This window comes from Candidatus Competibacter phosphatis, assembly GCF_012939995.1.
Taxonomy (GTDB): Bacteria; Pseudomonadota; Gammaproteobacteria; order Competibacterales; family Competibacteraceae; genus Competibacter; species Competibacter phosphatis.
In genome coordinates, this window is sequence record NZ_SPMZ01000025.1 from 23,625 (window position 1) to 37,049 (window position 13,425).

Consider the following 13,425-nt stretch of genomic DNA (forward strand, 5'->3'; position numbering starts at 1 on the left):
CCATGCCGGCTTGTTCTCTCTGGGAATTTAGTTAATTCTTTAAACGGTTAAATACAAACGCCCATCCGTGGCGGATTCAGTCGAACCCATTGAAGCCATCATCACGAGGAGAGGAGTCGCTTGATGAACACCTTCAGCCGTAATGTTCTCGGTGCCGCCGTCGGCGCGGTCGTTCTGGTTTTGGGCGGGGTGGCGCACGCCGCCGATACCGTGAAGATCGCCGTGGCCGGTCCCACCACCGGCCCGGTCGCCCAGTATGGCGACATGCAGATGATGGGCGCCCAGATGGCGGTCGAGCAGATCAACGCCAAGGGTGGCGTCGATGGCAAGAAGCTGGAAGCGGTGATCATGGATGACGTGTGCGAACCCAAGCAGGCGGTCGCCGTCGCCAACCAGATCGTCAACGATAAGATCAAATACGTGGTTGGCCATCTGTGTTCCGGTTCCACCCAGCCCGCCTCCAAGCTGTACGAGGAAGAAGGCATCCTGATGATCACCCCGGCGGCCACCAATCCGGCGATCACTCAACAGGGCTACCAGATGGTGTTCCGCACTATCGGCACCGACGATCAGCAGGGGCCGACCGCTGGAAAATACATCGCCACCACGATCAAGCCGAAGAAGCTGGCGATTCTCCACGACAAGCAGCAGTACGGCGAAGGTATCGCCAAGGAAGTCGACAAGACCGTCAAGGCCGCCGGTATCAAACCGGTGTTGTTCGAAGGCGTCAGCAAAGGCCAGACCGACTTTTCGGCTCTGATCACTAAGATGAAGAAGGAAGGAGTGGACTTCGTCTACTACGGTGGCTATCACCCGGAACTGGGCCTGCTGTTGCGTCAGTCGCGCGAACAGGGCTTCGACGCCAAGTACATGGGGCCGGAAGGCGTGGGCAACAAAGACATCAGCGCCATCGCCGGGCCGGCTTCGGAAGGGCTGTTGGTGACCCTGCCCGCCGATTTCAGCACCGATCCCGCCAACGCCAGTCTGGTCAAGGCTTTCAAGGATAAGGGTCAGGATCCCTCTGGCCCGTTCGTCATGCCGTCCTATTCGGCGGTGCAGATCATTGTCGATGCCATTCAGGGCGCTAAAACCGAGGACCCGGTCAAGCTGGCCGACTACATCCGCAAGCACAGCTTCCCGACGCCGATCGGCAAGGTGGCCTTCAAGGAAAACGGCGATCTGAAGGAATTCGAGTTCGTGATCTTCGAGTGGCACGCCGACGCCACCAAGACGCCGGTCAAGCAATAGAGTTCAGGGAGGTGGGAAAACACCCGCCTCCTATCCCCCCTGCCTCACCACCCCAGATACGGCGCTCATGTCCGGTTCCCCCCTCCTCGAATTCATTCAGCAGACGATCAACGGCCTGACTCTGGGCAGCATCTACGCGCTGATCGCCATCGGCTACACCATGGTGTACGGCATTATCGGCATGATCAACTTCGCCCACGGCGAGATTTACATGATCGGCGCCTATGTCGGCTTGTTGGTCATCACCGTGCTGAGCTTGTTCGGTGTGGATAGCATCTCGCTGATTCTACTGGCGACCCTGGCGGTCAGTATCCTGGTGACCGGTTCCTACGGCTGGGCCGTGGAGCGGCTGGCCTACCGTCCATTGCGTGGCAGTCCCCGGCTGGTGCCGCTGATCTCGGCCATCGGCGTGTCGATCTTTCTGCAAAACTACGTGCAGCTTGGCCAGGGCGCCCGCGACGTGTCGATGCAGCCGGTGTTGGTCGGTGGTTGGCGCTTCGGGCCCGAAGACGGGTTCCAGGTCTATTTGTCTTACATGCAGGTGCTGATCGCGCTGATCACCGTCGTGTCGATGACGGTACTGACTCTATTCATCTCCCGCTCGCGGATGGGTCGGGCCTGCCGGGCCTGTTCCCAGGATCGGGCCATGGCTAACCTGCTGGGTATCGATACCGACCGAGTGATCGCCCTGACGTTCGTGTTGGGCGCGGCGCTGGCGGCGGTGGCGGGCGTGCTGGTTTCCATGTATTACGGCTTGGTCAATCCCTTCATCGGGTTTATCGCCGGCCTGAAGGCGTTTACCGCGGCGGTGCTGGGTGGCATCGGCAGTATTCCGGGGGCGATGCTGGGCGGGGTGGTGCTCGGGCTAGCCGAAAGTTTCGCCTCGGCTTACCTGCGAACCGAATATAAGGATGTGGTGGCGTTCGCCCTGCTGATCGGGGTGCTCCTGGTGCGGCCCAGCGGTTTGTTGGGCCGCCCGGATGTGGAGAAGGTGTGAGCCATGCGCCGCGCCCTGCCTGAAGCTCTGCTGGCGGCGATGTTGACCGCCGTGCTGGCCGTGCCGATTTTCGGTCTGCGTATCCATGTGGACGGCATTGATGTTTCGCTGGATCGCACCCCGACGCCGGTCGTCGTCGCGGTCGTCATCGTATTTCTGTTGCGCTTGTTCCAGGGACCGCTGCGCGCCGCCTGGGCGCGGGCACGCCCGCCGGCCGCTTGGCGCAATCCCCTTGCCGATGTTTTGCGGCGTACGCGCCAGCAGCCGCGCTACCGGACGCTACTGTGGATGTTATTGCTGATCGCCGCCGTCATCTGGCCGTTTACCGCCTCGCGCGGCGCGGTGGACGTCGTGACGCTGGCGCTGATCTACGTCATGCTGGGGCTGGGGCTGAATATCGTGGTCGGCTTCGCCGGGTTGCTGGTGCTGGGCTATGCGGCGTTCTATGCGGTCGGCGCCTATACCTATGCCCTGCTGGCCCAGCATTACGGACTGTCGTTCTGGCTCAGCCTGCCGGTCGCCGGAGTGCTGGCGGCGCTGACCGGGTTTCTGCTCGGCTTGCCGGTATTGCGGTTGCGCGGCGATTATCTGGCCATCGTTACCCTCGGTTTCGGCGAGATTACCCGCCTGCTGCTCAATAATCTGAATGTCCTGACCGGAGGCCCGGACGGCATCGGCAACATTCCCCGTCCGACCTTGTTTGGATTGGAGTTCGGCCGCCGGGCCAGCGAAGGCAATGCCACCTTCCACGAATTTTTCGGTATCGACTACAGCGGCGAACATGCGGTGATTTTTCTGTACCTGCTGGGGTTGGCACTGGTGGTGTTGATCCTGTTTGTCATTAATCGCTTGCAGCGCATGCCGCTGGGCCGGGCCTGGGAGGCGCTGCGCGAGGATGAGATTGCCTGCCGCTCGCTGGGCCTGAACCCGACCGTGATCAAGCTGTCGGCGCTGACGCTGAGTGCGGCGTTCGCTGGTCTCGCTGGCGCTTTCTTCGCCGCCCGTCAGGGCTACATCAATCCCGAGTCTTTCACCTTCATCGAGTCGGCCATGGTGCTGGCGATCGTGGTGTTGGGCGGAATGGGCTCGCAACTTGGTGTCATGCTGGCGGCCATCGCGATTACCGCTCTGCCGGAACTGGCGCGCGAGTTCAACGAATACCGGATGCTGGCCTTCGGCCTGGTGATGGTGCTGATGATGATCTGGCGCCCGCAAGGATTGGTGCCCGCTACCCGGCCGCGGCTGGAACTGCCGGAGCGCGCGGAGCCGACGCCATGAACCGCGCTCCCGACCAGGCCCCCACCGCCGAACCGGCTGCGTCCCCGCTGCTGGAAGTTCGCGATCTCAGCATGCGTTTCGGTGGCCTGCTGGCGGTGGACAATGTGAATTTCGACGTCCGCCGCGACCAGATTTTCGCCATCATCGGTCCCAACGGCGCGGGGAAGACCACGGTGTTCAACTGTGTCGGCGGCTTCTATCGTCCGACCAGCGGCAGCGTGACTCTCGATGGCCAGCCGATCCATCGCCTGAGCAGCCATCGCATCGCCCGGTTGGGGCTGGTGCGCACCTTCCAAAACGTGCGGCTGTTCAAGACCATGACCGTGGTCGAAAATCTGCTGGTCTCGCAGCACACCCAGTTGGAAACGCGGCTGTTGCCGGGCCTGTTCAAGACGCCCAAATACCGTCGCGCCGAGACCGAGGCGCTGGAGCGAGCGGCGTTCTGGCTGGACAAGGTCGGACTGCTTCAGGTCGCCAACCGCGAGGCCGGCAACCTCGCCTACGGTCAGCAGCGCCGGCTGGAGATCGCCCGCTGCATGATCACCCACCCCAAGCTGTTGATGCTGGACGAACCGGCCGCCGGCCTTAACCCGCAGGAAACCCGCGACCTGGACCTGCTCATCAACAATCTGCGCGCCGAGCACGGGGTGGCGGTGCTGCTGATCGAGCACGACATGAGTCTGGTCATGGGCATTTCCGACGACATTCTGGTCATGGAGTACGGTCGGCCCATCGCCACCGGTACGCCGGATGAAATCCGCGGCGATCCGCGGGTGATCAAGGCGTATTTGGGGGAAGAGTGACGATGCTGAAGCTGGACAAGGTCCATACGTTCTATGGCCAGATCGAGGCGCTCAAGGGGGTCTCGCTGGAGGTGCATCCCGGCGAGATCGTCACCCTGATCGGCGCCAACGGCGCCGGCAAGAGCACGCTGCTCATGACCATTTGCGGCTCGCCACAGGCAACGAAAGGCAGCGTCATCTTCGAAGGGCAGGATATCACCCGCAAGCCGACTCATGTCATCATGCAGTGCGGACTGGCGCAGGTGCCGGAAGGGCGGCGCATTTTCCCCGGCCTGACCGTGCGGGAAAACCTGCAAATGGGTGGTTTCTTCGCCGACAAGGCGCGGCTGGAAACCGATCTGGAGCGGGTATTCACCCTGTTTCCCCGGCTCAAGGAGCGCCGCGGCCAGCGCGGCGGCACTCTGTCCGGCGGCGAGCAGCAGATGCTGGCCATCGGTCGCGGCCTGATGAGCCGGCCCAACCTGCTGCTGCTGGACGAGCCCTCGTTGGGGCTGGCGCCGATCATCATCGCCCAGATCTTTCAGATTCTGAGGGAGATCCGCGAGGAGGGCGTGACCATCTTTCTGGTCGAGCAAAACGCCCACCGCGCCCTGCAACTGGCCGATCGCGGCTACGTCTTGGAGAACGGCCGCATCGTGCTGGCCGACACCGGCGCCAACCTGCTGGCCAACGATGAGGTTCGCAAAGCCTATCTGGGCGGTTGAGCGTCTGGAGCCAGCGTCGCATCCGACCATGCCGCCGCCCGTTGCCTAGCGTCCACACGCGCTTGGCGCCGCCATGCTGCCAAGTGTCTGGCCTTGTTGTAGTATAAGCTCCCTCCCTTTCATCCATTCAGCATGACTACAAAAGGCAAGTTCCATGATTCTGGATAGAGTAGGTGCCGGTCACAATCTCCCAGACGAGTTCAATGTCATCATCGAAATCCCCGCGCACTCCGACCCGGTGAAGTACGAAGTGGACAAGGAGTCTGGCGCGCTGTTCGTGGACCGTTTCATGAACACCGCGATGCACTACCCCTGCAACTACGGCTACATTCCCAACACCCTTTGCGAGGACGGCGATCCGCTGGACGTGCTGGTAGTGGCCCCGTTGCCGGTCATCAGCGGTTGCGTGGTGCGCTGCCGGCCGCTGGGCGTGCTGAAAATGACCGATGAAGGGGGTGGAGACGCCAAGTTGTTGGCGGTACCCATCAAAAAGGAATGCGCCCTGTACGACGATGTCGAGTCGGTCGAACAGATGCCCAAGGCGCAGTTGAACCAGATCGCCCATTTTTTCCAGCACTACAAGGATCTCGATACCGGTAAGTGGGTTCGCCTCGATGGCTGGGGCAACCTGGAAGAGGCCAAGGCCGAGGTTTTGAAGAGTGTGGAACTCTATAATCAGGAAAAAGACCAGTAAAATGCGGCCCCCGTGCTTGCCCGTCACCATCGCGCGCCGCGCGATCGCGTCGGGTCGAGCGCTGATGGTCGCCGATGATCGAAGCTGTATGTTATGGCTCTCCTTGACCTATCCTTAGAGATAGTGTGAAAGGTCGTTCTGGATTCCTCCACCCGGTGACTTGGACATGGCGTCGCGTCCAAACCGGGTTTCGGGGTTCATTCGGCCGGTCGCGCGAATAAACGAACAAATATCGTACAATAATTGGGAGAATATCATGCGGATACGTTATTCACACCCTGGAGGAACCTTGTCATGGCGGCGGTAGGATTGATCATCGCGTTAGTCTGTGCCATCGGCGCGCTCGTTTACGGTGTCCAGTCGGTTAAATGGGTATTGGCCAAGGATGCCGGCAATGCCCGGATGCAGGAAATCGCCTCCGCCGTCCAGGAAGGTGCCCGTGCCTACCTGAACCGGCAGTACACCACCATCGCCGTCGTCGGCGTGGTCATCGGCGTGGTGATTTTCTTCACCTTGGGCGCGTTGTCGGCCATCGGCTTCGCCATTGGCGCGATCTGTTCCGGTGTGGCCGGTTACATCGGTATGTACGTTTCGGTGCGCGCCAACGTGCGCACCGCGCAAGCCGCTCACAATGGTCTGAACGCGGCGCTCGAAGTGGCGTTTCGCGGCGGCGCGATCACCGGCCTGCTGGTGGTTGGTCTGGGCCTGCTCGGCGTGACCGGCTATTACATGCTGTTGGGTGGGTTCAGCGGCGCGGTTTCCGATCTCGGCCCGCTGGTCGGACTGGCCTTCGGTAGCTCGCTGATCTCGATTTTCGCTCGTCTGGGCGGTGGCATTTTCACCAAGGGCGCCGACGTGGGCGCGACCTGGTCGGCAAGGTGGAGGCCGGTATCCCCGAAGACGATCCGCGTAACCCAGCGGTCATCGCCGACAACGTGGGCGACAATGTGGGCGACTGCGCCGGCATGGCCGCCGACTTGTTCGAGACCTACGCGGTGACCATCATCGCCACCATGTTGGTCGGCAGTCTGATGTTCACCGGCGATTCCACCCAGAACGCCATTGTCCTGCCGCTGCTGATGGGCGGCGTGTCGATCATTGCCTCGATCATCGGCTGCGGGTTCGTCAAGGCCCGGGAAGGCGAAAAGATCATGAACGCCCTGTATCGCGGTTTGGGCGTGGCCGGCGGTATCGCCGCGGTGGCCTTCCTGCCCGTCATCTTCGTGCTGATGGGCGATCAGCATCCCTGGGGTCTCTACGGTTCGGCGCTGATCGGACTGGGTTTGACCGCCGCCATGGTGGTTTTCACCGAGTATTACACCGCCACTGAATTCAGCCCCGTGCAAAAGTTGGCCGAAGCCTGCACCACCGGTCACGCCACCAACATCATCGCCGGTCTGGCGGTATCGATGAAGGCCACCGCGCTGCCGGTGCTGGCGGTCTGCCTGAGCATCGGTCTGTCCTACTCTTGGGCCGGGCTGTACGGCATCGCCATCGCCGCGACCTCGATGCTCTCCATGGCCGGTATCATCGTCGCCCTGGACGCCTATGGGCCGATCACCGACAACGCCGGCGGCATCGCCGAAATGGCGGACATGGACGAGAAGATTCGCGGCATCACCGACCCGCTGGATGCGGTGGGCAATACCACCAAGGCCGTGACCAAGGGTTATGCCATTGGTTCGGCGGCGTTGGCGGCGTTGGTGCTGTTCGCCGATTTCGAGCATAAGCTGGCGCTGGCGAACATTAAGGTCAGCTTCGAGCTGACCGACCCGGTGGTGATCATCGGGCTGTTCATCGGCGGCATGATCCCGTTTCTGTTCGGAGCGATGGCGATGGAAGCGGTCGGTCGCGCTGCGGGCAGTGTGGTGATGGAAGTGCGCCGACAATTCCAGGAAATCGCCGGCATCATGGAAGGCACGACCAAGCCGGATTATTCGCGGGCCGTCGATTTGCTGACCAAGTCGGCGATCAAGGAAATGATCGTGCCGTCGCTGTTACCGGTATTGACGCCGATCGTGGTGGCGTTCGGCATGGCTTGGCTGATGGGTCCAGAGGCCGGTCCGAAAGCGTTGGGTGGCTTGCTCATGGGAACGATCATTACCGGGTTGTTCGTGGCGATTTCCATGACAGCGGGCGGCGGCGCCTGGGACAACGCCAAGAAATACATCGAAGATGGCAACTTCGGTGGCAAGGGTTCCGAGGCCCACAAAGCCTCGGTTACCGGCGACACCGTCGGCGATCCCTACAAGGATACCGCTGGTCCGGCGGTCAACCCGCTGATCAAGATCATCAACATCGTTGCGTTGCTGATCGTGCCGTTGCTGGCGGCCATGTAGGGTTGTGCGACACGGGCTTTCCGCCCGTGTCGCAACGGGCGGAAAGCCCGCTCTCCCGAAAGTATCTTTGATGAGGGGCGAGGAACCATCCTCGCCCCATACTTTTCTCCGCTACCGCTTCTTCCTTTCCCTGCCATGTCCCTGACGCATTTCAACGCCGCCGGCGAAGCCCACATGGTGGATGTCGGTGACAAGGCCATCACCCATCGGACCGCGGTCGCCGAGGGTTGTATCTTGATGCAATCGACGACCTTGGAACGGATTGTCGCGGGCGAGCACGCCAAGGGTGATGTGCTGGGCGTGGCGCGCATCGCCGGCATCATGGGCGCCAAGCGTACCGCCGAGTTGATTCCGCTCTGTCACCCGCTGGCCCTGACTCGGGTGACGGTGGATTTACAGCCCCTGCTGGAGCGCAACGCGGTGCGCTGCCAAGCGACCGTGGAAACCCGGGGTTCCACCGGGGTGGAGATGGAAGCCCTGACCGCAGTGCAAGTCGCGCTACTGACGATCTACGACATGTGCAAGGCGGTGGATCGCGGCATGACTCTGACCGATATTCGCCTGTTGGAAAAGACCGGCGGTCGATCCGGCGCTTGGCGGCGTCCATGAGCGACCTGCTCTACATCGTCGATCAGCCGGCGCTGAACGATTTCTGCGCCGACCTACGCGGCGTGTCCTGGCTGGCGCTGGATACCGAATTCATCCGCGAGCAGACCTATTACCCCCCAGCTTTGTCTGATCCAGATTGCCAGCGCCGACCGGGTGGCCTGTATCGACCCGCTGGCGCTGCCTTCCCTGGACCCACTGCTGGACCTGCTCTACGACCCGGCGATCACCAAGGTGTTGCACGCCGCGCAGCAGGATCTGGAAATCTTCTACCATTTGCGCGGCGCGGTGCCGACGCCCGTGTTCGATACCCAACTGGCGGCGCTGGTGTTGGGGCATGGTAGCCAAATCGGCTACGCGGCCCTGGTGCAACAACTACTCGGCGTGGAACTGGACAAGACCCATACTCGCGCCAACTGGCGCCACCGACCGCTGGCGCCGGAATGGCTGGCTTATGCCGCCGCCGACGTGCGTTATCTGCGGGAGTTGTACCTGCGGCAACAAGCGGCGCTGGCGGCGCGCGGCTGGCTGGATGCGCTAGCCGAGGACTTTGCCGCGCTGGCCGTCCCCGATCGTTACCGATTGCAACCGTGGGAAGCCTGGCGACGGGTTCGGGAGCACAATCGATTGCGCGGTGTGCAGCGGGCAGTGTTACGGGCGCTGGCCGCCTGGCGCGAGGAGCGAGCTAGCACTCACGATCGGCCACGTCGCTGGATTCTCGATGATGCGGCACTGCTCGAACTGGCTCGGCGAATGCCGAAGACCCCGGACGAACTGTCGCGCATTCGCGGCCTGCCGGCGACCACCGTGCAACGACAGGGTGAAGCCCTACTGGCGCGGATTGCCACTGCCCGCGCCGAACCTCCAGAACAATGGCCGGTTCGGACCGCCCGGTCTCATGTTTCGCCCGAGCAGGCCGCGAAGGTGGACGAGATGCTGAGGTTGATCGCTGCTCGCGCGGACCACAATCGCATTCCATCGCAGTGTCTCGCTGACCGGTGGGATGTGGAAAAATTGCTGCTGGGCGAAGATTCGCCGTTGCTCCACGGTTGGCGGGCGGCGATGGTCGGGCGAGAACTGCTGGCGCGATTGACCGCGGACTCCAACCCGCAAGCCGCACCTGATCGTTGATGCGGGACTCGCGTACCAGCGTCAGGCAGCATGAAGTTCAGGCAATATTCATGTTATCGGGAAGATACTGATTTCCACTCCGAGTGGGTGAATGTGGGTGCTTTGTGACGGCGGTATCGCTGGTCATTATTCACGGCGGTGACCGCCGTCTTTTTTTTACCTCATCGTTGTTGTTTGGAGAACCTTCATGCGCTTGCCACTCAAGATCGCCATTTTGACAGCGACCGTGGGCTTGAACACGGCATGTGTCCCACCGGACGCGCCGTATTACCACACCCAGAATGGCGCATTGGTGGGTGCGACGGCGGGTGCGGTCATCGGCCATCAGATCGATCGTCACGATGGTGCCGTGGTCGGTGGCGTGGCCGGCGCACTGGTGGGTAGCGCGATCGGCAGCCAGATGGATTACCGCGACCAGCAAATCGAGTATCTGCAATCGCATCAAGGATATTACGATGACGATGCCGGTTTTGCGCCACCGCCTCCCAACCGTTATCGTCCCTCCGCCTCGAATTATTATGACTCCGCGCCCGCCTACGACAGTGGTGATCCAGACGATTACGCCCCTGATTATTGAGCGGGTGGGCATGGTTATAAGTCGATCATGCCCGTGACCGCGCGGATCATTTGCGATGGCGATAGGCCTCTTTACTCCCACCGTAATCTCATGTTGTCCAATTTTCGATAAAATCCCTGTAAAATCAGACTGATTATAAAGCCAAGCACCCCGCCAACCAGTGCGGCTTGCGCGCGCCTATCCGCTCACCAGAACTCCATCCGATCCGACCTCTCCGATGGCAAGCGTCTCGTCGTGTCTTGCCTCATTCTCGCTTCGACGCCTTAACCTCTCGCAAGACCCAGTGTGTTGAAACGCTCGTGCTTCGCTTGAGGGGAATGTTGCAAGTTTTTCCCCCGCCATCTCTATTTTGCCTTCCCATTCGGTCGGTTCACTTTGGCCCGATTTAGATCGGGCCATCGTCACTAATTGATTTCTTATGTATTAAATTTATAGCAATAGCTATTATTTTTTATTTATCAATGAGTTTTGCTTGGTAGGCGTTTTTATTTTTTCCTCGTTTAAAAAACATATAGTTAAAAAAATAACAATCTAATAGGTTAATGGCAAGATTTATGCATTATCTATCAAAACATGAATTATAGAAGTGCATTCGTATTTTAGTGAGAAATTTCAGTAACGGTACTTTTTGGCACTGTATACGAAAAAATACTCAAAGTAAGGGGTATCGCAAACCATGCCAGCAGCCGTTGCTTCCCATCCTCTCTTCGATAGCAGCGATCTGCTGGCGTTGCCAGTTTTGCCGGCTGTAGTGGGAGAGCTGCTGGACGCTTTCGAAAGCGCGGAGACCAGTATCCAGAAACTGGCTCGGCTGACCGGTTACGATGCAATTCTGAGCGCGCGCATGCTGGCGGTGGCGAATTCGGCCGCGTGTCGTGATGGGGCGCCGCGTCAGGCGAATCTGGAATCCGCGCTTGCGGTACTGGGCGAGGAAACCGCCAGAAGCATCATTGCCACGACCGCGATCCACCAATCGCTTGCGCCCTTACGCGACATCCCCGCATCGGCACTGGATCAATTCTGGCTTCACTCGCTAACCTGCGCTCATCTGGCCCGACGACTGGCCGTCACCATCGATTATTCGGAACCCGAGGAAGCCTATTTGTGTGGACTACTACACGATCTAGGCAAACTGGTCATCGGTGTCCGCCACGGCAGGGCGTTTACGATCATGCAGGAGATCCGCCATCTTGCTCGCTCGCCGCACGAGATACCGGAGCTGGAGCAGCAGTTGTTCAACACAGACCACTGCGAGTTGGGTGCGGCGCTGGTGGAAACCTGGCGGCTACGCTCGTTTTTCGCGGACGCTATTCGCTTCCATCATATGGATGCGGACGATTTGCGCGGCGCCCATCCACTGTCGCGCCTGCTCCATGTGGCCAATACCTTGAGCCAGACGGAAGATCCCCAGGAAGAAGCATTTGCTCGCGCGGACAGTTTGCTGGGTTTGAACCGGAACTCGTTGCGCCAAGCGCGGTTCGAGGCGGAACGCGAAGTCATTAATCTGGCTGCGGATCTGGGGATCGATATGTCGACGACCGGCAGCCGGCGCAAGGCGACCGAGGTCTCGGGCGAAATTTCATTCGCTCAGGCGGCTCGCGAGCGAATGCTGACCGACGGAACGAGCGGCCAGCTTGAACAGGCCGGCGACCCGTCGGTCTTGCTGGAAGCCATGGTCGCCCAGGATCGCTTGGGGCAGGCGGTCCACGAACATGCCCTGATGGGCGAGGTACGAGGCGAAATGCACAGTGCCGATGACGAAGCGGCGCTATTGCGAGCGATCTCGCGCTGCGCGGCGATCCTGTTCGATGTGCCTGAGAATCACCTTTTCCTGCGAGACCCGCAAACCGGAATGCTGCGGGGCAGCCCATTTGAAGACCTGTTGCACGAGATCGTCATTGATCCCGACGGAGCCGCCAACGCGGTCAACCGGGCATGGCGGGAGCAGCGGATCAGCCACTCCCTGGACACGGAAATACCCGCCAGCGTGGTCGATCGCCAGTTGAGCCGGCTGTGGGAAACGCAAGGAACGTTGTGCTTGCCGTTGTCGGTCGCCGATCGCTCACTGGGTGTGCTGGCCATGGGGGTTTCGCACCAACAACTACCACGTCTGCAAGCCCGCGCCCGCTTACTACGGCTATTCGCGGTCACTGCGGCTACCGAACTCGAACGATTGCGACAGCGCGAAATGAATCGACAGCGTGCTCAGGACGATCAGCGTCTGCTGGAGCGGCAACAGGTGCGCGCCGTGCTGCACGAAGTTTCCAACCCTCTGACCATAATGCGCAACTACTTGGCTTTGCTTGCGACCAGGCTGGAGGAGCAGGTGACCCGTGATGAATTGAAAGTACTGCAAGAGGAGATGGAACGAATCGGCCGCATTCTGCTGCGCCTGTCCGAGCCGGTCGGCGGTGAGCTGGATGATGCCGGCGTCAACCTGACTCAGATTGTTCGGGATCTGGCGCGGGTATTGGACGACGCCCTATGCCGGCCGCACGGTATCAACCTGAAGTTGAATCTGGCGGATGTTCCTCTGGTGTTGCCGCGTGGCCGCGACGTTATCCGGCAGATACTGCTCAACCTGATCCGCAATGCCGCCGAGGCGTTGGGGTCAGGTGGAGCGATTACCGTATCCATCCAGGATCGGATCAACCTGAACGGGCGTCAGTACGTGGAAATGGCTGTCGCCGATAACGGTCCAGGCTTGCCCGATCATGTGCGCGCCAAGTTGTTTCAGCCTACCGTCAGCACGAAAGGCGGCGGGCATGCCGGACTGGGTCTTGCGATCGTCAAGAGCTTGGCCGAGGAATTGGGTGGGCAAGCCCTTTGTCGCCCGAACGGCGGCGGTGGCTCCATATTCATAGTGTTGCTGCCAATAAATTGACACGTGATTGTAAATGGTTGCTATCTGGCTCGATCTCCGCGAATTCTGTCCGTCTGGCGTGCCCTGCATAATCCCATTCATCGATTCCGACGGGATACAATCATTTTATTTTGGTGTAACCTAATTTTGAGTGTTTGTACGATCGTTGATCGCGCGCCGGTGAT

10 protein-coding genes and 1 pseudogene are annotated in these 13,425 nt (G+C 60.6%); all 11 read left to right on the forward strand.

Annotation, left to right across the window (positions count from 1 at the left end; genetic code table 11):
• Nucleotides 1-123 precede the first annotated feature (123 nt).
• A complete protein-coding gene (locus tag E4P82_RS09320; RefSeq protein WP_169248623.1) occupies nt 124-1,248 on the forward strand; it encodes a branched-chain amino acid ABC transporter substrate-binding protein in 1,125 nt (374 codons plus the stop codon).
• 67 nt (nt 1,249-1,315) lie between these two features.
• A complete protein-coding gene (livH, locus tag E4P82_RS09325; RefSeq protein ID WP_169248624.1) occupies nt 1,316-2,245 on the forward strand; it encodes a high-affinity branched-chain amino acid ABC transporter permease LivH in 930 nt (309 codons plus the stop codon).
• 3 nt (nt 2,246-2,248) lie between these two features.
• A complete protein-coding gene (gene livM, locus E4P82_RS09330; RefSeq protein WP_169248625.1) occupies nt 2,249-3,523 on the forward strand; it encodes a high-affinity branched-chain amino acid ABC transporter permease LivM in 1,275 nt (424 codons plus the stop codon).
• A complete protein-coding gene (gene livG / locus E4P82_RS09335) occupies nt 3,520-4,326 on the forward strand; it encodes a high-affinity branched-chain amino acid ABC transporter ATP-binding protein LivG (protein ID WP_169248626.1) in 807 nt (268 codons plus the stop codon). Before livM ends, livG begins: the two co-directional genes overlap by 4 nt.
• A 2-nt stretch (nt 4,327-4,328) precedes the next feature.
• Nucleotides 4,329-5,030, forward strand: a complete 702-nt coding sequence (locus E4P82_RS09340) for an ABC transporter ATP-binding protein (RefSeq protein WP_169248627.1) — start codon at nt 4,329-4,331, stop codon at nt 5,028-5,030.
• Nucleotides 5,031-5,184: 154 nt separating this feature from the next.
• The gene (gene ppa / locus E4P82_RS09345; RefSeq protein ID WP_169248628.1) at nt 5,185-5,724 is read left to right on the forward strand and encodes an inorganic diphosphatase; all 540 of its coding nucleotides are present in this window, start codon (nt 5,185-5,187) and stop codon (nt 5,722-5,724) included.
• A gap of 294 nt (nt 5,725-6,018) precedes the next feature.
• A pseudogene (locus E4P82_RS09350) lies at nt 6,019-8,063 on the forward strand (sodium-translocating pyrophosphatase).
• A gap of 135 nt (nt 8,064-8,198) precedes the next feature.
• The gene (moaC, locus tag E4P82_RS09355) at nt 8,199-8,672 is read left to right on the forward strand and encodes a cyclic pyranopterin monophosphate synthase MoaC (RefSeq protein WP_169248629.1); all 474 of its coding nucleotides are present in this window, start codon (nt 8,199-8,201) and stop codon (nt 8,670-8,672) included.
• A 153-nt stretch (nt 8,673-8,825) separates the two neighbouring features.
• The gene (locus E4P82_RS09360) at nt 8,826-9,800 is read left to right on the forward strand and encodes a ribonuclease D (RefSeq protein WP_169248630.1); all 975 of its coding nucleotides are present in this window, start codon (nt 8,826-8,828) and stop codon (nt 9,798-9,800) included.
• A gap of 187 nt (nt 9,801-9,987) precedes the next feature.
• The gene (locus E4P82_RS09365) at nt 9,988-10,377 is read left to right on the forward strand and encodes a glycine zipper 2TM domain-containing protein (RefSeq protein WP_169248631.1); all 390 of its coding nucleotides are present in this window, start codon (nt 9,988-9,990) and stop codon (nt 10,375-10,377) included.
• Nucleotides 10,378-11,053: 676 nt separating this feature from the next.
• On the forward strand, nt 11,054-13,261 hold the full coding sequence (locus E4P82_RS09370) for an HDOD domain-containing protein (RefSeq protein WP_169248632.1): 2,208 nt from the start codon (nt 11,054-11,056) through the stop codon (nt 13,259-13,261).
• The last annotated feature ends 164 nt before the right edge of the window (nt 13,262-13,425 follow it).

Bases quoted from the DNA above. Each gene is read 5' to 3' on its own strand.
- E4P82_RS09320 (WP_169248623.1), top strand. From the start codon at position 124: ATGAACACCTTCAGCCGTAATGTTCTCGGTGCCGCCGTCGGCGCGGTC.
- E4P82_RS09340 (WP_169248627.1), top strand. From the start codon at position 4,329: ATGCTGAAGCTGGACAAGGTCCATACGTTCTATGGCCAGATCGAGGCG.
- E4P82_RS09365 (WP_169248631.1), top strand. From the start codon at position 9,988: ATGCGCTTGCCACTCAAGATCGCCATTTTGACAGCGACCGTGGGCTTG.
- livH (WP_169248624.1), top strand. From the start codon at position 1,316: ATGTCCGGTTCCCCCCTCCTCGAATTCATTCAGCAGACGATCAACGGC.
- ppa (WP_169248628.1), top strand. From the start codon at position 5,185: ATGATTCTGGATAGAGTAGGTGCCGGTCACAATCTCCCAGACGAGTTC.
- E4P82_RS09370 (WP_169248632.1), top strand. From the start codon at position 11,054: ATGCCAGCAGCCGTTGCTTCCCATCCTCTCTTCGATAGCAGCGATCTG.
- livG (WP_169248626.1), top strand. From the start codon at position 3,520: ATGAACCGCGCTCCCGACCAGGCCCCCACCGCCGAACCGGCTGCGTCC.
- moaC (WP_169248629.1), top strand. From the start codon at position 8,199: ATGTCCCTGACGCATTTCAACGCCGCCGGCGAAGCCCACATGGTGGAT.
- livM (WP_169248625.1), top strand. From the start codon at position 2,249: ATGCGCCGCGCCCTGCCTGAAGCTCTGCTGGCGGCGATGTTGACCGCC.